This window comes from Enterobacter sp. T1-1 (assembly GCF_000710795.1).
In the GTDB taxonomy this organism is placed as follows: Bacteria; Pseudomonadota; Gammaproteobacteria; order Enterobacterales; family Enterobacteriaceae; genus Enterobacter; species Enterobacter cloacae.
Genome location: NZ_JALW01000013.1, coordinates 71,387 through 96,132 on the forward strand (window position 1 = coordinate 71,387; position 24,746 = coordinate 96,132).

At 53.6% G+C, this 24,746-nt stretch carries 26 protein-coding genes and 1 pseudogene; 11 read left to right on the forward strand and 16 right to left on the reverse strand.

The genetic code is table 11. The annotated features are described in order from the left end of the window. The first annotated feature begins 5 nt into the window (after positions 1-5). Both AK59_RS0106145 and mntP read left to right on the forward strand, forming a co-directional pair. On the forward strand, positions 6-464 hold the full coding sequence (locus AK59_RS0106145; protein WP_013096131.1) for a DUF986 family protein: 459 nt from the start codon (positions 6-8) through the stop codon (positions 462-464). A 396-nt stretch (positions 465-860) separates the two neighbouring features. Continuing rightward, on the forward strand, positions 861-1,427 hold the full coding sequence (gene mntP, locus AK59_RS0106150; RefSeq protein ID WP_013096130.1) for a manganese efflux pump MntP: 567 nt from the start codon (positions 861-863) through the stop codon (positions 1,425-1,427). Here the strand turns inward: mntP and rlmA are convergent. From rlmA to mgrB, 7 genes and pseudogenes are all read right to left on the reverse strand, one after another. Continuing rightward, positions 1,424-2,239 (reverse strand): 23S rRNA (guanine(745)-N(1))-methyltransferase, encoded by an 816-nt coding sequence (gene rlmA / locus AK59_RS0106155; RefSeq protein ID WP_029882300.1) that lies wholly within the window; start codon positions 2,237-2,239, stop codon positions 1,424-1,426. The genes mntP and rlmA overlap by 4 nt on opposite strands. 67 nt (positions 2,240-2,306) lie before the next feature. Further along, positions 2,307-4,013: a peptidoglycan glycosyltransferase FtsI gene (gene ftsI, locus AK59_RS0106160; protein ID WP_156037791.1), complete on the reverse strand. Its 1,707-nt coding sequence runs from the start codon at positions 4,011-4,013 to the stop codon at positions 2,307-2,309. Positions 4,014-4,243: 230 nt separating this feature from the next. After that, the gene (gene cspE / locus AK59_RS0106165; RefSeq protein WP_001062678.1) at positions 4,244-4,453 is read right to left on the reverse strand and encodes a transcription antiterminator/RNA stability regulator CspE; all 210 of its coding nucleotides are present in this window, start codon (positions 4,451-4,453) and stop codon (positions 4,244-4,246) included. A gap of 12 nt (positions 4,454-4,465) precedes the next feature. After that, a pseudogene (locus AK59_RS01000000123610) lies at positions 4,466-4,610 on the reverse strand (DUF2627 domain-containing protein). Positions 4,611-5,135: 525 nt separating this feature from the next. Continuing rightward, positions 5,136-6,125, reverse strand: a complete 990-nt coding sequence (locus tag AK59_RS0106170) for an MBL fold metallo-hydrolase (protein ID WP_013096126.1) — start codon at positions 6,123-6,125, stop codon at positions 5,136-5,138. Positions 6,126-6,148: 23 nt separating this feature from the next. Next, on the reverse strand, positions 6,149-6,436 hold the full coding sequence (locus AK59_RS0106175; RefSeq protein WP_020690832.1) for a YebO family protein: 288 nt from the start codon (positions 6,434-6,436) through the stop codon (positions 6,149-6,151). 74 nt (positions 6,437-6,510) lie between these two features. Further along, positions 6,511-6,654 carry a PhoP/PhoQ regulator MgrB gene (gene mgrB, locus AK59_RS0106180; protein ID WP_013096124.1) on the reverse strand — a complete coding sequence of 48 codons (144 nt, stop codon included), beginning with the start codon at positions 6,652-6,654 and terminating at the stop codon, positions 6,511-6,513. Between the two features lie 159 nt (positions 6,655-6,813). Here mgrB and AK59_RS0106185 point away from each other — a divergent pair, with 159 nt between their 5' ends. After that, positions 6,814-7,053 carry a YobH family protein gene (locus AK59_RS0106185; protein WP_013096123.1) on the forward strand — a complete coding sequence of 80 codons (240 nt, stop codon included), beginning with the start codon at positions 6,814-6,816 and terminating at the stop codon, positions 7,051-7,053. Between the two features lie 66 nt (positions 7,054-7,119). Here the strand turns inward: AK59_RS0106185 and kdgR are convergent, their stop codons facing one another. After that, on the reverse strand, positions 7,120-7,911 hold the full coding sequence (gene kdgR / locus AK59_RS0106190) for a DNA-binding transcriptional regulator KdgR (RefSeq protein ID WP_013096122.1): 792 nt from the start codon (positions 7,909-7,911) through the stop codon (positions 7,120-7,122). A 178-nt stretch (positions 7,912-8,089) separates the two neighbouring features. On the opposite strand from kdgR, the gene AK59_RS0106195 reads away from it, so the two are divergent. Next, positions 8,090-9,463, forward strand: coding sequence for an MFS transporter (locus AK59_RS0106195; RefSeq protein WP_013096121.1), 1,374 nt, complete (start codon positions 8,090-8,092; stop codon positions 9,461-9,463). 49 nt (positions 9,464-9,512) lie between these two features. On the opposite strand, the gene htpX is transcribed toward AK59_RS0106195, so the two are convergent. From htpX to AK59_RS0106215, 4 genes are all read right to left on the reverse strand, one after another. Beyond that, positions 9,513-10,394: a protease HtpX gene (gene htpX, locus AK59_RS0106200; RefSeq protein WP_013096120.1), complete on the reverse strand. Its 882-nt coding sequence runs from the start codon at positions 10,392-10,394 to the stop codon at positions 9,513-9,515. 192 nt (positions 10,395-10,586) lie between these two features. Beyond that, entirely contained in the window at positions 10,587-12,635 is a 2,049-nt protein-coding gene (gene prc / locus AK59_RS0106205; RefSeq protein WP_013096119.1) for a carboxy terminal-processing peptidase, read from the reverse strand. A gap of 19 nt (positions 12,636-12,654) precedes the next feature. Continuing rightward, positions 12,655-13,341 carry an RNA chaperone ProQ gene (proQ, locus tag AK59_RS0106210; RefSeq protein ID WP_023620460.1) on the reverse strand — a complete coding sequence of 229 codons (687 nt, stop codon included), beginning with the start codon at positions 13,339-13,341 and terminating at the stop codon, positions 12,655-12,657. A 96-nt stretch (positions 13,342-13,437) separates the two neighbouring features. Further along, complete coding sequence (locus AK59_RS0106215) at positions 13,438-13,935, reverse strand: GAF domain-containing protein (RefSeq protein ID WP_013096117.1); 498 nt, start codon at positions 13,933-13,935, stop codon at positions 13,438-13,440. 132 nt (positions 13,936-14,067) lie between these two features. On the opposite strand from AK59_RS0106215, the gene yebS reads away from it, so the two are divergent. The 4 genes from yebS to AK59_RS0106240 all read left to right on the forward strand — a co-directional run bounded on the left by yebS (position 14,068) and on the right by AK59_RS0106240 (position 19,817). Next, positions 14,068-15,351 (forward strand): membrane integrity lipid transport subunit YebS, encoded by a 1,284-nt coding sequence (gene yebS / locus AK59_RS0106220; protein ID WP_029882302.1) that lies wholly within the window; start codon positions 14,068-14,070, stop codon positions 15,349-15,351. Continuing rightward, positions 15,320-17,953 carry a PqiB family protein gene (locus AK59_RS0106225; RefSeq protein ID WP_029882303.1) on the forward strand — a complete coding sequence of 878 codons (2,634 nt, stop codon included), beginning with the start codon at positions 15,320-15,322 and terminating at the stop codon, positions 17,951-17,953. Before yebS ends, AK59_RS0106225 begins: the two co-directional genes overlap by 32 nt. A 76-nt stretch (positions 17,954-18,029) precedes the next feature. Continuing rightward, positions 18,030-19,472, forward strand: a complete 1,443-nt coding sequence (gene rsmF, locus AK59_RS0106230) for a 16S rRNA (cytosine(1407)-C(5))-methyltransferase RsmF (protein WP_029882304.1) — start codon at positions 18,030-18,032, stop codon at positions 19,470-19,472. Positions 19,473-19,577: 105 nt separating this feature from the next. Further along, positions 19,578-19,817, forward strand: coding sequence for a YebV family protein (locus AK59_RS0106240; protein ID WP_013096113.1), 240 nt, complete (start codon positions 19,578-19,580; stop codon positions 19,815-19,817). 33 nt (positions 19,818-19,850) lie between these two features. Here AK59_RS0106240 and pphA read toward each other — a convergent pair whose 3' ends face one another. Then, on the reverse strand, positions 19,851-20,495 hold the full coding sequence (pphA, locus tag AK59_RS0106245) for a protein-serine/threonine phosphatase (protein WP_023620457.1): 645 nt from the start codon (positions 20,493-20,495) through the stop codon (positions 19,851-19,853). 166 nt (positions 20,496-20,661) lie between these two features. On the opposite strand from pphA, the gene AK59_RS0106250 reads away from it, so the two are divergent. After that, a complete protein-coding gene (locus AK59_RS0106250) occupies positions 20,662-21,603 on the forward strand; it encodes a VirK/YbjX family protein (protein WP_029882305.1) in 942 nt (313 codons plus the stop codon). A 407-nt stretch (positions 21,604-22,010) separates the two neighbouring features. Here the strand turns inward: AK59_RS0106250 and AK59_RS0106255 are convergent, their stop codons facing one another. From AK59_RS0106255 to yobA, 3 genes are read right to left on the reverse strand one after another with little or no spacing between them, the layout of a single operon-like run. Then, entirely contained in the window at positions 22,011-22,349 is a 339-nt protein-coding gene (locus AK59_RS0106255; RefSeq protein ID WP_013096105.1) for a YebY family protein, read from the reverse strand. A 16-nt stretch (positions 22,350-22,365) separates the two neighbouring features. Continuing rightward, complete coding sequence (gene copD, locus AK59_RS0106260; protein ID WP_029882306.1) at positions 22,366-23,235, reverse strand: copper homeostasis membrane protein CopD; 870 nt, start codon at positions 23,233-23,235, stop codon at positions 22,366-22,368. Between the two features lies 1 nt (position 23,236). After that, positions 23,237-23,608, reverse strand: coding sequence for a CopC domain-containing protein YobA (yobA, locus tag AK59_RS0106265; protein ID WP_029882307.1), 372 nt, complete (start codon positions 23,606-23,608; stop codon positions 23,237-23,239). 137 nt (positions 23,609-23,745) lie between these two features. Between yobA and AK59_RS0106270 the strand changes: the two genes are divergently transcribed. Both AK59_RS0106270 and AK59_RS0106275 read left to right on the forward strand, forming a co-directional pair. After that, complete coding sequence (locus AK59_RS0106270) at positions 23,746-23,976, forward strand: DNA polymerase III subunit theta (RefSeq protein WP_013096102.1); 231 nt, start codon at positions 23,746-23,748, stop codon at positions 23,974-23,976. Between the two features lie 109 nt (positions 23,977-24,085). Further along, complete coding sequence (locus tag AK59_RS0106275; protein ID WP_029882308.1) at positions 24,086-24,736, forward strand: carbon-nitrogen hydrolase family protein; 651 nt, start codon at positions 24,086-24,088, stop codon at positions 24,734-24,736. Positions 24,737-24,746 lie beyond the last annotated feature (10 nt).

A 24,746-nucleotide genomic window follows, 5' to 3' on the forward strand; every position in this document is an offset into this window, starting at 1 on the left:
GATGAATGACTGTCACGGACACCGTACTGGTTTTGTTTATTGTTGCCCTTCTGGCTTACGCGATCTATGACGAGTTCATTATGCCTCGCCGCCACGGCGAGACGCTGCTGACCCTTCCCCTCTTACGCCGTGGACGCATTGATGCGTTTATCTTCGCCGGTCTGGTGGTCATCCTGATTTACAATAACGTGACCAGCCATGGTGCAATATTAACCACATGGTTATTATGTGCGCTGGCATTAATGGCGATTTACCTGTTCTGGATCCGTTCGCCAAAACTCATTTTTAAAAAACACGGGTTCTTCTTTGCCAATGTCTGGATAGAATATAACCGCATTAAAGAGATGAATTTATCTGAAGACGGGGTGCTGGTGATGCAATTAGAACAGCGCCGCCTGCTCATTCGGGTCAAAAATATAGATGACCTGGAAAAGATATACAAATTACTCATTAAAACTCAATAAGTTATATTTATAGCATCGGCTATATTCCGTGTTAACGTTGCTCACGAAATATAGCCATAGCTATATTCCATTCTTTTTATCCTTCCTATTTTTTAACGCTATTTTTACGAATAAATCTAAATGAAAATCGTTATCAACAAGATAATAAAATAATACCCCCGCTGTTGTTGTTTTATATTCTCAAAATATGTTAAGGTTGCGCCCGTCGTTGGGGAGTAGCTAATTTCCTGTACTCAGGAAATGTACGTGTCAACATACTCGTTGAAAAACGTGGCGCGTACGGATCGTTTTCTGCACATCATTGTGTGACGGTCAGGCGAGACCATAGATACATCAACTGCTGTTTACTGGGGGCAGTGATGTGTCATATGGATATCTCCCGGTCTGGACGCTTGTATGAACATCTCCGCCACCATTCTTCTCGCTTTCGGCATGTCCATGGATGCTTTTGCTGCTTCCATCGGAAAAGGTGCCACACTCCATAAACCAAAATTTTCTGAAGCGCTGCGCACAGGTCTGATTTTCGGTGCTATCGAAACCCTGACGCCGCTTATCGGCTGGGGCCTGGGTATGCTGGCCAGCCAGTTTGTACTGGAGTGGAACCACTGGATTGCGTTTGTGCTACTGGTGTTTCTCGGCGGACGAATGGTGATTGAAGGATTCCGTGGCAACAGCGATGAAGATGAAGAGCCTCAGCACCGCCACGGTTTCTGGCTGCTGGTCACCACCGCAATTGCCACCAGCCTTGACGCGATGGCCGTCGGTGTTGGTCTGGCCTTCCTGCAGGTGAATATCATTGCCACCGCGCTGGCCATTGGTTGCGCCACATTGATTATGTCCACCCTGGGCATGATGGTTGGCCGCTTTATCGGCCCCCTGCTGGGTAAGCGAGCCGAGATCCTGGGCGGGATCGTGTTAATCGGTATTGGTGCCCAGATACTCTGGGCACACTTCGCGGGTTAACCTTCGCGCTGCCAGCAGTGGATGCTGAAATCCGTCTGGCAGCGAAACGTGGCCTGTGCAGCCAGCGTCTCCCGGACAGACGGTTTTGCCCGCCAGGCAAACGGCGTCATTTGCAGTAACGCCACGGCTTCATCCCCTTTCAGATCCATCTCATACGCTACGGTTTCTTCCTGCCTGAGCACAAAACCAGCCAGTTGTTCTGAATGGGGAGCATGCAGGCGAACCTCGTCATAAATCAGCCCTTTCAGCTCCATCAGATGACGTGGTCCAGGCGTGACGGTTATCACCCACCCGCCGGGTTTTACCACCCGGGCCAGCTCTTCTGCCTTACAGGGAGCATAAATACGCACAACGGCATCCATGCTGGCATCTTCAAACGGCAGCCGGTGGCTTGAGGCCACGCAGAACATCACCCCCGCGTAGCGTTTTGCCGCTGCGCGAATCGCCGCTTTCGACACGTCCAGACCCGTCGTCTGCGCGCCCTTCCCGGCGGCAATCTCGGCAAACCTTGCGGTGTAATACCCTTCACCACAGCCGATATCCAGCAGAGCGGAGGCACTCTGCGTCAGCGTGTGGTCCAGCAGCTGAGCGACACTCTCTCTTAGCGGCTTGTAATGTCCGGCATCCAGAAATGCACGTCGCGCCTGCATCATCTCTGCGCTGTCGCCCGGATCGCGGGAGCGTTTATGCTGTACCGGCAGAAGATTCACATACCCCTCTTTCGCCATATCAAACTGATGTCCCTGCGGACACGCATAACTTTTCTCAGAACGCGTCAGGCGCGCGTGACAAAGGGGGCAACTGAAGGGCATGACAACTCCGGGGCATAAATCAAAGGGCGAAGTGTACCGCTATTCGCCCCGTTATAAAACGCCAGGGTTAACGCATGACGATAAGGTGGCCGGAATCAGCCGGCAAGCCATCCGGTTTCACGTTCTCCAGGCGCAGCACATTCCCCATGATCTCACTGAAAACGGGCGCTGAAACGGCACCACCATAATAGGCACCGTTCTGCGGATCGTTTATGACTACCACCAGCGCAAAACGCGGGTCGCTGGCAGGCGCAACGCCTGCGGTATAGGCGACATACTTATCGACGTACTTGCCACTGTCATCAATCTTTTTCGCCGTACCGGTTTTGACCGCCACCCGGTAATCCCGTACGGCGGCCTTCACTCCTCCACCGCCCGGAAGCGCCACGCTTTCCATCATGTGTTCCACTTCATGGGCAATCTCTTCTGGCATGACTCTGTGGCCTATCACCGGCGGATCGATACGGGTGATCGAGAGCGGACGCTCAAGCCCATACCCGCCAATGGTGGCGTAGACATGGGCCAGCTGAAGGGGCGTCACCATCAGGCCGTAGCCGAAGGCAAAGGTTGCCCTGTCGAGTTGACTCCAGAATTTACGCTGCGGCAGTAATCCTGAGCTTTCGCCCGTTAAGCCCAGCCCGGTATTGGTGCCAAAGCCAAAGTTCCGGTAGGTATCGATAAGATGCTGGATGGGCATCGCCAGAGAGAGACGGGAAACACCGGTGTCGCTCGATTTTTGCAGGATCCCGGTCATCGTCAGTTCCGGATAGTAACCCACATCACGGATACGGTGACCGTCAAGGGTATACGGATGGGTATCAATGACGCTGTCCGGTTGCACCAGCCCCTGCTGCAATGCCGTCATCAGAACCAGTGGCTTAACGGTGGAGCCGGGTTCGAAGGTATCGCTAATGGCACGATTACGAAAATCGTTTAACGTTGCACCTTCACGGTTGTTTGGGTTGAAATCGGGATAGCTCGCCATGGCGAGTATTTCCCCTGTGGGGATATTGATCAGGACCGATGCACCCGACTCGGCTTTATTCCAGGCCACCGCATTATCAAGCGCGTCCTCGGTGATGGTTTGCAGCCGCTCGTCAATGCTCAACTGGATATTATGCGCAGGAACGGGCGCCACTTCGGTCAGGTTTTCCACCACGCGTCCATAGCGGTCCTCCCTCACCTGCCGGACCCCGGCCTTCCCCATAAGCTGCGCGTTGAAGCTCTTCTCTACGCCTTCAATCCCCTGACCATCAATATTGGTAAAACCGATAAGGTTTGCGGCCACATGGCCTGCCGGATAAAAACGCCGGGACTCATCGCGCAGGTTGATGCCTGGCAAATTGAGTTTATCGATCCACTGCGCCTGAGCAGGATCCACCTGACGGGCAAGGTAAATGAAGCGCCCCTGTGGATTGCTGTTAATACGCGATGCCAGCGTGCTGAGGGAGAGATGCAGCGCGCTGGCCAGCGCCTGCCAGCGGTCATCAAACCCTACCCCACCTTTTGCCAGCACCGTTTTGGGGTCGGCCCACACGGCCCTGACGGGCACACTCACCGCCAGCGGACGACCTTCACGGTCCATGATCATGCCACGCGGTGCATCAATCGCCACCTCACGCAGCGATCGCATATCTTCCTGTTTTACCAGATTGTCAGGTTTAATAATCTGCAGCCAGGCAACGCGTCCCAGTAAAAATGCCAGGCTGCAAAAAATAGCAAAACAGAGCAGAGCAAAACGTGCCGGGGTGAAACTGCCGGCAGTCGGTATCATTTTCTTCTTCACCTGAACCCCAGGGCTGTTGAACAACGCCCTGATTTAACGGGAAAAGCCGCTGTGGAGGGGGGAAAACAGTGCTAATAATCTCGTAGCTTTGCAACAAGGTACTAACAGAGACAGGGATGGTAATATTTTGAAAGATAAGGCATATAAAAAAGCCCCGCGTTTGCGAGGCTTTATGTCTGAGATTGAAGTGCTACGCGCTTCAGTCAGCAGCGGTTCGATCAGATAGCAGTTACGTTAACTGCAGCTGGGCCTTTCTGGCCGTCCTGAATTTCGAACTCAACGTTCTGGCCTTCAGCCAGAGTTTTGAAGCCGTTACCCTGGATTGCAGAGAAGTGTACGAACACATCTTTGCTGCCGTCAGCAGGAGTAATGAAACCAAAACCTTTAGACTCGTTGAACCACTTAACTTGACCTTTAATCTTTGCCATTTGCAAAATTCCTTAGAGTGTTTTCTTAGCCCGCAGGCATTGACTGAGATAAAACTGAGACATTACTGCTTGAGGCACTAATATAAGGTTCGGCAGAGAAGCGGTATTCAACGACAACGTGTTTACTCAGGACTTCTTTACTGAAAATGCCACACATAAACAGAACTGTACCTCGTTTGACCCAAAACGTGTTATCACACACTATGTTTAATATGGCAAGCCATTTTTAAACATGTCTCGATCCGCCGCACAAATTCGAACACAGCCTGTAAGGATTTGCACATTTATGCTTACCGCATACAAACCAGTCCTCGTCCTTATACAGACTCAACGTTGCTTTCACACCCGCTGTAATCAAAGACTTTTTTAACATAGCTCAATCATTACAATGCGTCCAGCAACCTACGAAAGAAAGCCGGAAACAGTGATTGATTTAGAACATTTTGTGAAAAGTTATGCTCAAATCATTGTAACGCAACTGTATTGTTACAAAGAAAATACACAGCTAATAAGCCCGGCCAAACTGTGTTAAAAATCACCAGATAATAAAAACGTTATGCACCAAAATAATGAAATTTTTATGACTCTGCCTCAAAAGAAGGCAAGCAAAACGTTTCGATAAAAATAAAACATTAGATAGTGGCTTTAATAGCAGAATATATGCAACAAATCATCGCTTCGCTTACAAGGATAAATATTCACCAATTTTCAGTATCCTGAAGGAATTATTAACCGGTGCTAAATTAACAAGCGCGTCAGTTAACTCTCTGACAGGTTCATCCAGTGATTCATCCGCCAGTTCAAACACCCCCCAGTGAATGGGAAAGGCTAAGGGACTCCCCAGCTGCTGCCACAGTGCGACGGCAGATTGCGGATCCATATGGTGTACCGCCATGAACCATCTTGGTGCATAGGCGCCAATGGGCAACGCGGCGGCGTCGATTTTGCCCAATCGTTCCGGGATCAAAAGCAGCTCCGGAGAGTAGCCCGTATCGCCGCTAAACCAGAAACGGCGGTGTCGCCCCTCAAAGACCCAGCCACACCACAGAGAGCGATTGCGGTTCCAGAATGTTCGCATGCTCCAGTGCTGTGCCGGAACGGCGGTCAGGGTTATCCCCTGCCAGGTGATACTCTGCCACCAGTCGAGCTCAACGATGCGCCTTGCTCCCCGGCGGCGAAACCACTGTGCAAGTCCTAACGGCACGAAGAAACTGACATCGGGAAAGCGCTTCAGGATACGGCGAATGGTCGCGTCATCAAGGTGATCGTAATGATTGTGAGAGATAACCACTGCATCAAGCTGCGTGAGTTGTTCCACAGAGAGAGCGGGAGGCGTTCTGCGCAGGGGCCCCAGGAACGGTACGGGAGAGGCGCGTCGGGAAAACACCGGGTCGGTGAGAAGAGTATTGCCGTCCATTTGCAGCAGCATACTCGCATGCCCCAGCCACCATACCCCATCTTCATGAGGTTGATTAAGCGACACGGGCTGCCACCACTGGCGGATAAAGTCGTCATAACCGAGCGCAGGAGGTTTGGGCAAACCGGCTTCTTTACGCGCTTTACGCCAGCGCTCAAGGTCGCCGGGCTGATGCCCAACGGGACAGGTATTCTGAAAACCGTTCGGCGTGTGATGCTTCAGGGAGGCGTCATACCAGGGATTTTTCCAGACCACAACCACCTCCCAGGCCAGAAAGATTAACGCTCTGCCACCAGACGGATAAATTCGTCTTTGTCGTCGTTCTCTTCAGCAGCCTCTTTCGCCGTTTCTTTCTCTTCCGGTTCGTTAGCCTCACACAGACGGCGTAACAGCGCATTCTGACGCTTTTGCTGATCGAGCAGCGCTTCCAGCAGTTCGATCTGCTCGTTCGTCCGGGAGCTCGCACGGTTTACGAAAAACCAGATGACAAGTCCCACCAGCAAAACAACGACAGAAACCATCAGGGATGCCATATTCAGTAGCCCTGAATTCAGTAACTCACCCATTTCACCACCTCAATAAAAACACGCATTTTACCACTGGCGCGAAGGAAGGAAATCACCTTAAGAAAAAATGCCTGTTACCACGGAATAAACTTATTGATTGCGCAAACGCCGCTAAAAAACTGTACATCCTGATCGCACATCACATTGATCGTCTGCGTCCACAACACCACGCATGCAATCAGCACGATAACCAGAATTACCCAGCGTATTTTTTTCACTCCACACTCCGTCTTAACACCTGTTGCATACAGGTTATCACGGTTATCTTAAACAAGGACTAACTGTAACGCCTGTAAGCCCTTTTCAGAATCATGCACTTGTTTCATAGAGTAAACCGTTTAGTCTTGAGGCATGACAACAAAGATAAAGAGGCAATGATGCATTTAATCATTCGAACAATTATTGCACTGGCCGTAGTATGGATTGGCCTTTTATTAACCGGATATGGCGTGCTTGTGGGGAGCACCGAAAACGCAGCTGGATTAGGTATCCAGTGTAAATACCTGACCGCCCAGGGAATGAGCACCGCCCAGTACCTGCATTCTGATAGCGGGATCATCGGGTTAACCAACTGCCCGGTTCTGCGTAAAACTTCTGTCGTCATTGATAACGGTTAATTACCCTTTTTTACGACCGATAAAAAACGCCGCAATGTCTGCGGCGTTTTTTTATGCTGAGAGGGGTTAAAACGGATACGCGTTATAGCCCATCTGCTCAGAAATCTTACGCGCGGCGGTATGAAGAATAGCAACATACTCATGCAGACGCTCTTCTGAGAAGCGCAGCGTCGGGAAGGAGATACTCAAGCCCGCAATCACCACACCAAAGCGGTCAAATACCGGCACACCAATGCAGCGCAGCCCTTCTTCCTGCTCTTCGTTATCTTCGCCATAGCCCTGCTCACGTACCTTATCAAGCACCGTCAGCAGTTCGTCCGTGCTGGTGATGGTACGCTGGGTACTGCGTTTGTACTCCACCCCATCCAGAATCTGCTTCACTTCTTCACGGTCGCGCCAGGCCAGCAGAACTTTGCCGATAGCCGTGCTGTATAACGGATTGCGACGCCCAATGCGAGAGTACATGCGCAGGTTATACATTGAGTCAATTTTATGGATGTAAACAATGCTGTCTTCATCCAGAGCACCCAGGTGAATGGTTTCTTTGGTCAGACGAGAGAGCTCACGCATCTGGATATCTGCACTACGCACCAGGTCAACGTTTTGCAGCGCACGGGCACCTAATTCGAACAGTTTCAGCGTCAGAGAATATTTTTCAGACTCGCCTTCCTGCGCGACATACCCCAGTGACTTCATGGTTTGCAAAAAGCGATAAACGGTGCTTTTCGACATCATCACACGCTGCGACAATTCTGTAATACCAATTTCACGCTCTTCTCCGAGCGCCTGCAGGATGCCAAACACCTTCAGCACGGAAGAAACAGAATCGGGTTGTTTATCCAAATCTGCAATTGCCATTCATCACCTCATAGAGAGTGTTTTATAAAAATCAGAACCGGTTTTTATTATAAATTCCCGTCATGCCTGCTGCAATCAATCCCCGTTTACTTCGTTACAAATCTGCGACATAAAGCGGTTGTAACAGTGCTAAAATAGTTATCCTGAGAATAATTTCACACTGAGCTATTCATCCCACATGGAAAAAAAACTGTCCGATGGCCTGCCTTTACCCCAGCGGTATGGCGCTATCGCTACGATTATCATCGGTATTTCAATGGCCGTGCTCGACGGCGCGATTGCCAATGTTGCCCTGCCCACCATTGCCAGCGATCTGCATGCCTCACCCGCCAGCTCAATCTGGATAGTTAACGCTTATCAGATAGCGATCGTGATCTCACTGCTCTCGTTCTCGTTTCTGGGCGATATGTTCGGCTACCGACGGGTGTATCAGTGCGGTCTGGCTGTGTTTACCTTAACCTCACTGTTCTGCGCCCTCTCTGATTCGCTACATATGTTGACGCTGGCCCGCATTGCGCAGGGTTTTGGCGGCGCGGCGTTGATGAGCGTTAATACCGCGTTGATTCGCTTAATTTATCCTCAGCGCCATTTGGGGCGCGGAATGGGAATAAACTCCTTTATTGTGGCGGTATCCTCGGCCGCCGGGCCCACCATTGCGGCGGCTATACTGTCTGTCGCCTCATGGCAATGGTTGTTCGCCATCAATGTGCCGCTGGGTATGGTGGCCATTTTCTTTGCCCTGCGCTATCTGCCGGGGAACGGCCCCAAAAGCACCATGCCTCGTTTTGATATCGCCAGTGCGGTGATGAATGCGCTGACCTTTGGCCTGCTGATTACGGCCCTGAGCGGCTTTGCGCAGGGTCAATCACTCCTGCTGACCGTCGCAGAGGTTGCTGCTCTGCTGATCATTGGCTACTTCTTTGTTCGCCGTCAGCTCGCTTTGCCTGTGCCGTTACTGCCGGTGGATCTGCTGCGTATTCCGCTTTTTTCGCTCTCAATATGCACCTCCATCTGTTCGTTCTGCGCCCAGATGCTCGCCCTCGTCTCTCTGCCCTTTTTCCTGCAGAGCGTAATAGGACGTTCGGAAGTAGAGACCGGACTGCTGCTGACCCCATGGCCGCTGGCAACGATGGTGATGGCACCGCTGGCAGGTTATCTCATAGAGCGCGTGCATGCCGGATTACTGGGCGCGCTGGGGCTGGCGGTCATGGCGGCGGGTCTGTTTGCGCTGGCGCTGCTTCCCTCGCAACCTACGGATCTGGATATTATCTGGCGCATGATCCTCTGCGGTGCCGGTTTTGGCCTGTTCCAGTCGCCGAACAACCACACCATTATCACCTCCGCACCGCGCCATCGCAGTGGAGGAGCCAGTGGCATGTTGGGTACCGCGCGCCTGCTGGGGCAAAGCACCGGTGCGGCACTGGTCGCCCTGATGTTCAACCTCGCCGGGCAGAATGGTAATCACCTTGCGCTCCTCACCGCAGGTGCACTTGCCACCCTTGCCGCGATCGTCAGCGGCCTGCGCGTCACGCAGCCCAGCGTACAGGCATAAAAAAGCCGGGCGGAGTTACCTCCGCCCGGCTCAAACTGCATCTTCAGCGTTACTTCAGGTATTCCCCGCTGCGCAGCGCTTCAATACGTTTATCCAGTGGCGGGTGAGACATAAACAGCTCGCTCAACGATTTTGATTTACCGTTGATGCAGAATGCCATCATGCTGTTAGCTTCCTGCGGCTCGTAGCTGGTTTTCAGACGCTGCAGGGCAGCAATCATCTTCTCACGACCAACCAGTTTCGCAGAGCCGGCATCCGCATGGAATTCGCGGTGACGGGAGAACCACATGGTGATGATGCTGGCCAGAATGCCGAACACCAGTTCCAGAACCATCGATACCGCGAAGTAGATCAGCGGGTTACCGTTGCTCTCTTCACCTTCATCGCGGTTTCCACCCATAAAGCCAGCGGCGATCTGCGCCAGAATACGGGAAATAAAGATCACGAAGGTGTTCACCACGCCCTGAATCAGCGTCATGGTTACCATGTCACCGTTCGCGATGTGGCTGATTTCGTGCGCGATAACCGCTTCGGCTTCGTCACGGCTCATGTTCTGCAGCAGCCCGGTACTTACGGCAACCAGCGACGCATCGCGACGGGCACCCGTAGCAAAGGCATTGATGTCCGGCGCATGGTAAATGGCAACCTGTGGCATGGCGATCCCCGCCTGCTTAGCTTGCTGCGCCACCGTATTCATCAGCCACTGCTCCATATCGTTGCGCGGCTGTTCAATGACCTCACCACCTACCGATTTCAGCGCCATCCATTTCGACATCAGAAGTGAAATAAAAGAGCCACCAAAACCAAACAGCAGCGCCATAATCAACAGACCCTGAACGCTACTCGACTGAATTCCTGTCAGGCTTAGCACCAGCCCGAATACCACCATTACCGCCAGGTTGGTGAGCAGGAAGAGCGCGATTCGCATCATAATTTTCTTTTAACCTCAGTTTAACAAAACGCACTATGCGATTACCCACATCGTATGGGTATTGTGGCTATTTTCAAGCATCCGAAGGGCGTAAGTCACCAGAAAGACACAACTTTACACAATTGGAAATCTGCCTGACGGAAGGATGCAGAACAAAAAGAAACAGGCACAATTTCTTGTGCCTGTTGGGGATTATTTTGCCGGAGCGGGTTGCTCGGCGGGCCTGGCTTTTTCGAGTTTCGCCAGGTCAAGAGCGATATGTACCGTCTCGTCCAGGTACGGATCCGGCTCCTGGTAATCTTTTGGCAGATCGTCCAGTTTCTTGAGCAACGGTTTACCTTCACGTTTGAAGCGATCGTTGATACGCGCCAGACGCGTTGCGTCGTCCTCATTGTTCTCTTTCTCACGCTGAGCGTAGTTCAGAGAAACAATATTCCGTTTTTCTTTCAGGGCATTAAAGCGGGCAATGTCCTTCATGATGTACTGGAATTCAGGATCTTTCGCGATGCGTTCGTTGTGATCTTTCAGTAGCTCCGGACCAAACTGGGTCATATCACCGGCTTTCACGTAGGTCGCGGCATTGATGCTATCCCACGGCAACGCGTTATCTTCAAACTTCTCACCGGTTTCCGTCTCTTCCGTGCCTGTCGGCATCATGATGTCTGGCGTCACGCCCTTACGCTGCGTACTGCCGCCGTTCACACGATAGAATTTCTGAATGGTGTACTGAACAGATCCCAGCGCAGGCCATTCCGGACGCAGCATCTGATCGTAAATACGATTCAGGGAACGATACTGCTGGACGGTACCTTTACCGAACGTCGGCTCACCCACGATCAGCGCGCGACCATAGTCCTGCATTGCAGCGGCAAAGATTTCTGACGCTGACGCACTGAAGCGATCGACCAGCACCACCAGCGGGCCTTTGTAGTAAACCACGCCATCATTGTCGGCATCTTCACGCACTTTACCGTTGTTATCGCGCACCTGCACGACCGGGCCAGACGGGATAAACAGGCCTGACAGAGAGACAGCTTCTGTCAGCGCCCCACCGCCGTTGCTGCGCAGATCGATGATCACGCTGCTGACGTTCTGCTTCTCAAGCTTCTGCAGCTGCACTTTTACGTCATCGGTCAGCCCTACGTAGAAGCCAGGGATATCAAGTACCCCCACCTTCTCTTTACCGACGGTTTTCACCGACATTTTCACCGCGCGGTCTTCAAGACGAATACGCTCGCGGGTCAGGGTTACGATACGGGTTTTGGTGCCTTTCCCGGCAGGCAGAATTTCAAGACGAACTTTGCTGCCTTTCGGACCTTTGATCAGCGCAACCACATCGTCCAGACGCCAGCCGATGACATCAACCATGTTCTGCCCAGTTTGGCCTACACCGACAATGCGATCGCCTACGCTTATCGCTTTGCTTTTTGATGCCGGGCCACCCGCCACCATGGAGTTGATCACCGTGTAATCGTCGTCCATCTGCAGCACCGCGCCGATACCTTCCAGAGACAAGCTCATTTCGGTATTGAACTGTTCGGTGTTACGCGGGGAGAGATAGTTCGTATGCGGGTCGATTTCGTGGGCAAAGGCAGTCATTGCCAGCGAGAAAACATCTTCGCTGTTGGTTTGTGCCAGACGACGAATGGCAAACTTGTAACGACGCGTCAGCGTGTCACGGATCTCTTTCTCATCTTTGCCAGTGAGCTTGAGACTCAGTTCGTCGTACTTCACTTTGCTGTCCCACAGGGCGTTCAACTCGGCTTCGTCTTTCGGCCAGGGCGCTTTGCTGCGGTCCAGATTAAAGGTGTCGTTGCCGGTGAAGTCCATCGGACGTTCCAGCACTTTCAGCGCATATTGATAACGTTCAAAGCGGCGCTTTTGTGCCAGGTTATATAGATCGTAGAACAGATCCAGCTTGCCGGAACGCAGCTCATCACCGACGTCGGATTTACGTTTGGCGAACTGCTCGACATCGCTGGCGAGCAGTACGTTATGGCTGTAATCCAGCAAGTTCAGATAGCGGTCGAAGATTTTGGCCGAAAAGGCCTGATCGAGATCGAACTGACGATAGTGCGAACGGGTGAAGCGTGACGTCACACGCTCGCTCACCGTCGCGTGCTGCGTCTCTTCCTTGAGAACCGGAATTTGATCAACACGCGTAATATCGTCCACTGCGAAAGCATGGCCTGTTATGGCAAACAGGCCGGCCAGCGCGGTGAGCTTAAAAAAAGTGTTCATGCCAGGCTTGGCCTCCGTTTCAGAACAACAAGTGTTCTGCGCGTACAATCATTGACATACCAGAAGTCAGCTGTACACGAACGCCATCTTTGGTGATTTCCATAACGGTGGCGTCCATTGCATTGTTACCCGCTTTTACCTTCAGTGCCTGACCGACGCTCAGGGCGTTGATGTCTGAAACCGGAGTGTGGCGCTGCTCTTCACGAGGCGCGCGCGGGGCTTTAGCTGCTGGTTTGTCAGCACGCGGTTTGCGATCGTTATTTTCGTTGCGACGCGGTGCAGGACGCGGTTTACGCTCACGGCGAGGCGCTTCTTCCTGGCCGTTTGCCGCAGCGGCTTCACGTTTTTTCGCCTGCTGTTCTGCACGTTGTGCCTGAACGCGTGCTTTGGCTTCTTCAAGCTGCTTACGCGCATGCTCGACGTGCTGCTCGTCCAGCTCACCACAGGGGTTGCCGTCAAGATCCACGCGAGTCGCACCCGGTTTGATACCGTACAGGTAACGCCAGCTCGAAGTATAAAGACGTAAGGCGGAACGCAGCTGAGTTTTGCTGAGGTTCATTTCCCCCTCAACGCGTGCTACCAGATCCTGAAAAATACCGACTTTCAGGGGACGAGCTTCGCCTTCAGCGCTGAAGCACTGTGGGAAACGCTCGGCCAGAAATGCGATAACTTCTTTACTGCTATTCAACTTAGGTTGATTTTCCATGAAATTTCCTGATTACAACGGACGTTGCCAACAAGCGCAGGCATGAACAGGCGTCATTATAATGACGCTATCAGTAAATGCTACGTTATCCGTTGATTATCCTGCGACGCTCGCAAAGAATTTTTGATAATCGGTTGCTGCAAGAACGTTTTCCAGGTTCGCCACCAGCTCGCGCAGCCCCTGTTCGTCCTCGATTGTAAAGCGACTGAAGACCGTACTGTCGATGTCCAGAACGCCAATAATCTGATTTTTTACCACCAGCGGCAGCACGATTTCAGAATTACTGGCGGCATCACAGGCAATGTGCCCGTCAAACGCATGCACATCTTCCACACGCTGTACCTGATTCTCGGCGACTGCCGTGCCGCAGACTCCCCGGCCGACCGGAATGCGCACGCAGGCCAGTTTGCCCTGAAACGGCCCCAGCACCAGCGTTTCACCTTCCAGAAGATAAAAACCGGCCCAGTTCACGTCAGAGAGACGTTCAAACAGCAATGCGCTAGTATTTGCCAGAGTGGCTAAGAAGCTGGTCTCACCCGCCATCAATGCCTTAAAATCGCGGTTCAGATCCGCGTAGAATTCTGTTTTGTTCATTCTTCAATCACTTAGTTGTCTTACAAAATTACCGCATAGCCTATTAAAATAAGCATTAAATGCGCTCATGCTCAAGATGAATCCATTCATGAGTTATTATAACTTTCAACAATACCTATTTGTGCGCAACTGATGGCCTTAAAAACAACCAAAATCACGCCGACAAAAAAGATAACTGTCCATACGGTAAGCGCAGCTTTGCCTCGTGCACATTATCAGCGTTGCCCCCAGTGCGATACGCTTTTTATGTTGCCGAAGATGAAATCGCACCAAAGCGCCTTTTGTCCCCGCTGCAACGCCAAAATTCGTGACGGCCGCGACTGGTCATTAACCCGTCTCGCCGCCATGGCGGTCACCATGCTGCTGTTGATGCCCTTTGCCTGGAGCGAGCCGCTGCTGAAGCTCTACCTGCTCGGCGTGCGCATTGATGCCAACGTGCTGCAGGGGATCTGGCAGATGACGCGCCAGGGCGATCCGGTGACCGCAGCCATGGTGCTTTTCTGCACCGTTGGTGCACCGCTGGTGCTGGTCGCCGCCATTGCGTATCTCTGGTTCGGTAATATCCTCGGCATGAACCTGCGCCCGGTGTTGCTGATGCTCGAAAAACTCAAAGAGTGGGTGATGCTGGATATCTATCTGGTGGGCGTTGGCGTGGCCTCCATAAAAGTGCAGGACTACGCGTTTCTGCAACCGGGCGTCGGCCTCTTTGCTTTTATCTGTCTGGTATTGCTCAGTATCCTGACGCTGATCCATCTTAACGTTGAGCAGCTCTGGGAGCGATTTTACCCGCAGCGCCCCGCCACGCGCCCGGACGAGAATCTCCGGGTCTGTCTGGGCTGCCACTACACCGGGCTGCCCGATGCGCGCGGCCGCTGCCCACGCTGCCATATTCCCTTGCGACTGCGGCGCAACAATAGCCTGCAAAAATGCTGGGCCGCCCTCATTGCCTCGTTGATATTCCTGCTTCCTGCCAACATGTTGCCGATATCCATTATTTACGTGAATGGCGGGCGGCAGGAGGATACCATCCTCTCGGGCATTATCTCTCTTGCGCACAGTAATATTGGCGTGGCGGCAATTGTGTTTATCGCCAGTATTCTGGTGCCGTTTACCAAAGTGGTGGTGATGTTTACCCTGCTCATCAGCATTCACTTTAAATGTGAGCAAGGCTTACGTACCCGTATCCTGCTCCTGCGCTTCGTTACCTGGATTGGCCGCTGGTCGATGTTGGATCTGTTCGTGATTTCGTTGATGATGTCGCTGATTAACCGCGACCAGCTACTTGCTTTTACAATGGGACCCGCAGCTTTTTATTTCGGCTCTGCGGTGATATTGACTATTCTTGCTGTGGAATGGCTGGATAGCCGCTTACTTTGGGATGCACATGAGTCAGGAAACCCCCGCTTCGCCGACTGAAGCGAGAATTAAAACAAAACGCCGCATTTCGCCATTCTGGTTGCTGCCTGTCATCGCCCTGATGATTGCAGGCTGGCTTATCTGGACGAGCTATGAAGATCGCGGAAGTACCATCACCATTGATTTCCAGTCTGCCGACGGCATTGTGGCCGGACGTACCCCGGTGCGTTTCCAGGGGGTGGAAGTCGGTACCGTCCAGGATATCTCCCTTGGAAAAGGGCTGAATAAGATTCAGGTGCGGGCCAGCATCAAATCCGATATGCAGGATGCGCTGCGCAGCGAAACACAGTTCTGGCTGGTCACGCCAAAGGCCTCTCTGGCCGGGGTGTCCGGTCTGGATGCGCTGGTTGGCGGGAACTATATCGGTATGATGCCGGGTAAAGGTGAGCCACAGGATCACTTTGTGGCGCTTGATACGCAGCCCAAATATCGTCTCAATAACGGGGATCTGATGATCCACCTGCAGGCGCCGGACTTAGGGTCACTCAACAGCGGCTCGCTGGTGTACTTCCGTAAAATCCCGGTGGGCCGGGTGTACGATTACGCCATCAACCCCAACAAGCAGGGGGTGACTATCGATGTGTTAATCGAGCGCCGCTTTACCAATCTGGTGAAAAAAGGCAGCCGTTTCTGGAACGTTTCCGGCGTGGATGCTGACCTAAGTCTCAGCGGTGCGAAAGTGAAGCTTGAAAGTCTGGCCGCGCTGGTCAATGGTGCCATTGCCTTTGACTCCCCGGAAAATTCCAGCCCTGCCGCCGCAGATGACACGTTCGGCCTGTATGCCGACCTGGCGCACAGCCAGCGTGGCGTGATCGTCAAACTTACCCTGCCCGATGCCAAAGGGTTAAAAGCCGGTTCTACGCCACTGATGTATCAGGGGCTGGAGGTCGGTCAGCTCACCAAAATGACGCTCAATCCGGGCGGTTCCGTAACCGGGGAGATGACGGTTGACCCAAGCGTGGTAGATCTTCTGCGCGAGAAAACGCGTATCGAAATGCGCAGCCCGAAACTGTCCCTGAGTGATGCCAGCATCAGCAGCCTCCTGACAGGTAGTACCTTCGAGTTGATCCCCGGCGAAGGCCAGCCCAGCAACACCTTTGTGGTTGCCCCGGCGGATAAAGCCCTGCTGCAAAAACCCGGCGTGGTGACAATAACGTTGAACGCGCCGGAAAGTTACGGTATCGAAGCCGGTCAGCCGCTGATCTTACACGGTGTACAGGTAGGTCAGGTGCTGGAGCGGTCGTTGTCGGAAAACGGTGTGAGCTTCTCCGCTGCAATCGATCCGCAATACAGCAATCTGGTGCATGGCGACAGCAAATTCGTGGTTAACAGCCGCGTAGACGTGAAGGTCGGGCTGGACGGCGTTGAATTCCTCGGAGCCAGTGCGAGCGAGTGGGTGAACGGTGGGATCCGCATTCTGCCGGGCAGCAAAGGTCCCGTTCGCGACAGCTATCCGCTGTATGCCAATCTGGATAAAGCGATTGAAAACAGCATGAGCGATCTGCCGACCACCACGCTGACGCTGAGTGCGGAAACGCTGCCGGACGTTCAGGCAGGCTCAGTCGTGCTGTATCGCAAGTTTGAAGTTGGGGAGGTCATCACCGTTCGCCCTCGTGCAGACGCCTTTGATATTGAACTGCACATCAAGCCGGAGTATCGCAAACTGCTTACCCCGAACAGCGTCTTCTGGGCAGAAGGTGGCGCAAAAGTTCAGCTCAACGGTAGCGGGCTGACCGTGCAGGCCTCCCCGCTCTCTCGCGCGCTGCGCGGGGCGATCAGCTTCGATAATCTGCCCGGCGCGGGCGGCAATATGCGCAAGGGTGACAAGCGTATCCTCTTCCCGTCTGAAACCGCTGCACGTGCGGTTGGCGGGCAGATTACCCTGCACGCCTTCGATGCCGGGAAGCTGGCGGAAGGAATGCCTATCCGCTACCTGGGCATTGATATCGGACAGATCCAGAAGCTGACGCTGATCACCGCCCGCAATGAAGTGCAGGCCACCGCGGTGCTTTATCCGGAATATGTGCAGACGTTCGCCCGTTCAGGCACGCGTTTCTCCGTGGTGACGCCGCAGATCTCGGCCGCGGGCGTCGAGCATCTCGACACCATCCTGCAGCCGTATATCAACGTCGAGCCTGGCCGTGGCAACGCGCGTCGTGATTTTGAGCTGCAGGAAGCCACCATCACCGACTCGCGCTATCTTGATGGTCTGAGCATTGTGGTGGAGGTACCGGAAGCCGGCTCACTTAGCATCGGCACGCCAGTCCTGTTCCGCGGTATTGAAGTGGGAACGGTGACCGGCCTGACGCTCGGGACGCTCTCCGACCGCGTGATGGTGGCGTTACGCATCAGCGATCGTTACCAGCATCTGGTGCGGAATAACTCGGTGTTCTGGCTGGCCTCCGGCTATTCGCTGGACTTCGGCCTGACGGGCGGCGTGGTGAAAACCGGTACGTTCAACCAGTTTATTCGCGGCGGTATTGCTTTCGCCACGCCGCCGGGTACACCGCTGGCGCCGAAAGCACAGCCGGGCAAACACTTCCTGCTGCTCGAAAGCGAACCTAAAGAGTGGCGTGAGTGGGGAACCGCCCTGCCGCGTTAATCTCAGGGCTCCGGTGTCAACGCGCCGGAGCCTTTATGTTACACTGCGCACCTGAACTTTTCCCTGTGGTGTGCCCGTGGCTCAAAATTCCGTATATCTTCCTGAACAATTCCTGGCGCAGATGCGCGAGGCGCTTCCTTCTCACCTCTCGTTAGACGATTTTATCGCCGCCTGTCAGCGACCGTTACGCCGGAGTATTCGCGTCAACACGCTGAAAATCAGCGTCGCGGATTTCCTTGCGCTGGTATCACCTTACCACTGGCAGCTCACGCCCGTTCCGTGGTGTGAAGAGGGTTTCTGGATCGACCGGGAGGACGAGGCGTCACTGCCGCTGGGCAGTACCGCCGAGCATTTGAGCGGTCTGTTTTATATTCAGGAAGCCAGCTCAATGCTGCCGGTTGCTGCGCTGTTTGCCGATGGCAACGCGCCTGAACGGGTCATGGATGTGGCTGCCGCCCCCGGTTCAAAAACCACGCAGATTGCCGCCCGCATGGCTAACCGCGGGGCCATTCTCGCCAATGAGTTTTCAGCCAGCCGCGTGAAGGTGCTGCATGCCAACATCAGCCGCTGCGGCATTCAGAATGTTGCCCTGACGCATTTCGACGGACGCGTATTTGGCGCCGCCCTGCCGGAAGCGTTTGACGCCATCCTGCTGGACGCTCCCTGCTCCGGTGAAGGCGTGGTACGCAAAGATCCCGATGCGCTAAAAAACTGGTCAGTTGAAAGCAACCTCGACATTGCCTCAACGCAGCGCGAACTGATCGACAGCGCGTTTCATGCCCTTCGTCCAGGCGGTACGCTGGTTTATTCCACCTGCACGTTAAACCGTGATGAAAACGAAGAGGTCTGCCTGTGGCTGAAAGCGCAATACCCCGATGCGGTTGAGTTTCTGCCACTGAATGACTTATTTGCCTCTGCTGAAGACGCCATCACCCCGGAAGGTTTCCTCCACGTATTCCCGCAGATTTATGACTGCGAAGGATTTTTTGTCGCCCGTCTGCGTAAAACTGCCGCCATCGCACCACTGCCCGCGCCAACATTTAAGGTCGGTAATTTCCCCTTCACACCGTTGAAGAGCCGTGAAGCAGAGCAGGTCACCACCGCAGCCCGCAAAGCCGGACTGAACTGGAACGACGATCTCCACCTCTGGCAGCGTGATAAAGAGATTTGGCTTTTCCCGGCGAACATCGAACCACTTATCGGCAAAGTTCGTTTTTCCCGAATCGGGATCCGCCTGGCGGAAGTGCATAACAAGGGCTATCGCTGGCAGCACGAGGCGGTCATTGCCCTTGCCGGCACGGCTAACACCTTCGCGTTGACGCATCAGGAAGCTGAAGAGTGGTACCGGGGGCGCGATGTGTATCCGGAAACGGCCCCTTCTCAGGATGACGTTGTGGTGACGTACCAGGGATACCCGCTGGGACTGGCAAAGAAAGTGGGTTCGCGTCTGAAAAACAGCTATCCACGCGAACTGGTGCGCGATGGTCGCCTGTTTACCGGTAACGATCGCGCCGACTAAAAAAAACGCACTTTTTTACTGGCGATTTTGCTCTCCTTGTCTACGATCAAAAATGGATGGCTGTACTGGTCATACCAGATTTTGACAACACACCCGGAGAGCATTATGACGAAAACCAGCGTGCGAATTGGCGCTTTTGAAATCGACGACGCAGAATTGCGCGGCGAAACCCAGGGCGAACGAACGTTAAGTATTCCCTGCAAATCCGACCCGGATTTGTGTATGCAACTGGATGCCTGGGATGCCGACACCAGCGTTCCGGCAATCCTTGATGGCGAACATTCCGTCCTTTACCGCGAGCATTACGATAGTAAAACCGATGCCTGGGTCATGCGTCTTGCCTGACCAGAGAGAACCCGCCCGAAGGCGGGTTATTTATTACTGCAGCTGCGCCAGCGTGAAATAGCCGTCAAACACCGCGCCGGTATCAATGTAGTGCAGGTTGTCAAAATCATATCGCTTATCCAGCGGCGTATGACCAAACCAGAAGTGATCCGCTCCGCGAATTCCCTGCCCTTTTCCTGCCATAAACCCCATTAGCCGATCCCGATCCCACAGCACCCGCTCAGCGCTCACCGGCTGCTGCCAGCGATATTCCGCTGCCGGATAGTCAGCATGAGCAATAACATTCAGGCCGTTTGTGCAGGTTATCTCAATAATCAGCGGCAACTGTCGGCACGCTTCTAACAGGGTCAGCGCCTGCTGCTGTTGCGAATCACCAAGCTGCGAAAACCAGCTTCCACCATTCATCAACCAGAGCGCAAAGTCGTTATTTTCCACGCTGTCGATTGCCATTTGCTCATGGTTCCCCCGGACTGCGCGAAACCATTTTTCATTGATCAGTTGCAGGCACTTAACGCTGTCAGGGCCACGATCAATCAAATCCCCAACGGAGATCAGCAAATCCTCATAAGGATTAAAACGGCGGCGTTTCAGTTCGTCCAACAGCCACTGATAGCAACCGTGTATATCGCTCACAACCCAGACGTGACGCCACTTTCCACCATCGATTCGCTGATACATAAGGCCTCCCTGAATAAGTATAGCCGCATCAGAAAATGCAAATATCAGCGCCGGGCATCACAAAGCCAAACAAACGCTAAACCAAACGGAAATAAACCTTCCCGCGCTATTAATCCCTTTTTATCGGGCCTTTAAAATAAGCGCTAAATAAAAGAGAGGTTTCAACGTGTCCAATACTCACCTGCATAACGATGTGCTCTATCCGCATCGTACACATATTATTTCCGACCTGGTCAACGGAAGATGCGTTCCGGGCCCCATCTGGAAAAAGCGTGAGTATCGGCTGAAATTCCTGTTACGCTCGCTTCTGTTCTGGTCTTCTACCCGACGCATGCTTGAGGCACTCTCTGGCCGGGATGACTTTGATCGACTGCTGGCCGCGCAAATCACGTTACCCAGTAAAACCCACCGCCAGTACTTGATGCGCGGCCTGAATGCCGGCGACCGTGCTGACGCGGTCGTCAGCCACTACCACTGGATTGATGGTCTGAAAGACCCCCTACTCGCCCATGCGCTGACCAGCTCTCAGGAGCAACCTGTCGTGCAGTTCAGGGCTAAAAATGAGGTGCTCTATACCGTCAACGCCTCCTCCGCTCACAAAGCCGAGCGCGAAGGTGAAAGCACACTGTGGCTGCGCGATGACGAGAATACCTTGCTCGCAAGCCTGACCTTCACTGTTGCGCACAGCGCGGGACAACGGGTACTGGTGATCGGCGGTCTTCAGGGGCCTCGCCGTGGCGTCACGCGCGATGTGATCAAACAGGCTACCCGCGCCTGCCACGGTCTGTTCCCAAAACGCGTACTGATGGAAGTGATTTTCCAGCTGGTCGCACAGTCAAACATCCGCGCCATCTATGCCGTCAGTGATGAGGGCCATGTTTTCCGCGCGTTGCGTTATCGCCTGAGCAAAGGCCGTCATTTCCACGCCAGCTACGATGAGTTTTGGGAAACCCTGGACGGTAAGAAACGCTCGACCTTCTGCTGGCAGTTGCCACTTGAGATGGCGCGCAAATCCCTGGACGAGATTGCCAGTAAGAAACGGGCAGAATATCGCCGCCGCTTTGAGCTGCTTGATGAAATTAAAACGGCCATTAACGCCCGCTTTTAACCCTGCGTCTTGCTTTTGCCAACCACATACAAAAATTTAACAAAACCGTCAAAAAGGGCTGGACTTCCGCCTGCCGTAGTGTGGTATGGTTGAAGGCGGTTCACTGGAACTGTCCCTTCTGAGAGAGTCGATAAGTGGATTTTGTCGTTACTTTCAATCAGATAAAAAGAGACCGAATACGATTCCTGTATTCGGTCCAGGGAAATGGCTCTTGGGAGAGAGCCGTGCGCTAAAAGTTGGCATTAATGCAGGCTAAGTCGCCTTGCCTTTTAAGAATAGATGACGACGCCAGGTTTTCCAGTCCACAGCTAAAGCGGCCGGAAAAAAAGCGTCAAAACATCAATAAATATGAAAAACCGCAGTGCTTTCGCAAGCCACTGCGGTTTTTTTTTACTGGAAACCGAAAGCTAGCAGAGCTTGTCAGCGCGTTCGATAAACGGCGCCAGGCTCATTTTCTGCCCCGGGCTGGACGGGTCGTCAATCTGGATAACGCTGATGGGCTGTCCGCTGCTCTTACCGCTGGCGACCTGCTGTTCGGCCGCGTCGTTTAACGGGTATTGCACCAGCGTGCTTGGGTTGATGGCATACAGCGCATGACCCGGACGGCAGGTCAGCATCACCTCTTCACGATTGAACGCCCATTTATCCTTACCCACTTCAAAACGGCTGACGGTAATAACCTGCGGTGCCGCCAGCGCGCTACCCGTGCAGGCCAACAATAAGAGAGAAAGTACTGTCTTTTTCATATGCTTTTTAACCTTGTCAAAAGGGTTCCCAGGTCGCGAACAGGCTGACCGTTGCCAGCACCAACGCCCCCAGCACCACCTCTGCCTGTGTCATCCTGATAAAAATCTGTTGTTCGCGCCCGATGTGGGCACCAAACCGTGGCACCAGAAAATACCGATTCACCAGCGCAATTACCACCATCAATGCCACCAGCGCACATTTGAACAACAAAAGTTGCACGTAGCCCGTCTGCCAGGGCAGCGTAATGCCCAGAATAAAGAGCCCATTGATCGCGCCGGTAAGCACGACCCCCGCTACGGCATAATGCCCCACGCGAGAGAAGCGCATCATGGTGTAAATTGCCGCAACCCGCCAGCGCCCTTTCGCCAGATGCATGCAATACAGCAGCGGCAGGAGGCCGCCAACCCAGGTGGCGGCACAGAGCAGATGTAGAGCGTGATTGATACGCTGCAACGCCCCCGCTGCACCGTCGTTCATTGCCGCATGCCCTACGCCTGCCAGCAGGACAAATTGCCCCATGGCGAGCAGCAAGAGTCGCGATCCTTTCTGGGGCGCAAGCCAGGCGACACAGGCCGCAATTGCACCCAGGATAATTTGCCACAGCCACACGCTACCAAACTGCGTTGCCAGCACGCTCTGCCAGACGTTCGGGTTAAACACGTCTCCCCAGCCGTTGCCCATGAGCCCCGCCTGGATCATGAACATCAGCATGGCTGACGTCAGACTGACCAGCGCCGCAATCTGTTGCTGCGCCTGAAAACGACAGGACATCAGACGGTACAAAGAAGACGGCGCGAACCAGACGCTATACAGCGCATTACCAAAAATCAGCATCAGCGCGCCGAAATGGATAAAGCGCAACCCCATGTAGATGAAGGCCAGCATATTATTTCACGCTGAAGCGATAGCTGCCTTTGGTTTTGTGACCATCTACCGAGACCACATGCCAGTCAACCTGGTACGTGCCGGTCACCAGCGTCTGCTCCAGCGGAACATGGAACTGGGCCTTATTCTGCTCGTCACGCTGTATATCACCGGTTTTAACCACGTTCCCCTGTGCATCCTTCACCACGACACCGCTGAATCCGGGTTCAATGCCTTCGGAAAAATTCAGGGTAAGCGCCTGAGGAGCCGTTACCTGGCTATCGGCTGCCGGGATTTGTTGCTGGAGGTGCGCATGCGCCAGCACCGGGGTCGCTGTCACGGAAGAGAAGAGAAAAGCCAGCGCGCATACCGCGCGGGAAGCGGATAAACCCATCGCAATCATTCCTTTTTGTTATGCCTGTATGCTAAAGAATAACGCTGTATAATAATCGAGTCGAGGATCATCCCACCTCCGCTTGTCATCATCGTGCAATCGCGGTAACGTTGCCGCCGCATAAAAAGGAGAAGGTAATGAAGATCAATCTGGCTGCCCTTCCTCAGGACGAGATGGATAAAGTGAATGTCGATCTCGCTGCCGCAGGTGTTGCGTTTAAAGAGCGTTACAACATGCCAATCGTGGCTGAGGTGGTGGAACGTGAACAACCCGCCCATCTGCGTGACTGGTTCCGCGAACGTTTGATTGCGCACCGACTCGCGTCGGTCAATCTCTCTCGTTTGCCGTACGAACCTAAAGTTAAATAAGCTTAACGACTCGTTACACTTCCTTACGCGGAATATGCCAGGATAAGAAAACCCTGAATAGTTTAGGTGTATTCTTAAATCCTGCGACTCTGTGTATAAGGAAGTCACGATGTCACAATGGAATATTGCCGCCGCCCAGTATGCCGGGCAGCATCACAGTGTAAATGACCACGTAGCGCACCATCTCCGTTTCGTTGCGGAAGCGGCACAACAGCGGTGCGATCTCCTGGTCTTTCCTGAACTCTCGTTAACAGGACCGGGAAAGACGGACCTACCTCCCCCACCCGATGACGCACAGCTGGCCCCCTTGCTGGCCGCCGCAAAGCGTTACCGGATCACCATCATTGCCGGTCTGCCCCTTGATCTGAATGGTCAGCGCGTAAAGGGCCTCGCCCTGTTTTCGCCGTCCCGGCACAGCATCCTGCGCTATCCCCAGGGAAGCGGAGCCAGCCTGGTGCCGGGTGATAAACAGCTGACGATTGTTGATACGCATGCCGATTCCCCCAATCTGGATCCGCAGGCGACGCTGTTTACCAGCTGTCAGTCGGTGGGCGATGCCCGCTGGCGCCAGTCCATCAACACGTTGCAGCGCTTCGCGCACAGGTATGCCATTGCCGTGTTAATGGCAAACGCCCGTGGCGGTAGCGCGCTTTGGGATGAAAAAGGCCAGCTGATTGTCCGTGCGGATAAGGGCGAACTATTATTGACCGGATCTCTGGGCCGACAGGGTTGGCAAGGCGATATCATTCCTTTAGGCTAAGCGTTTTAGC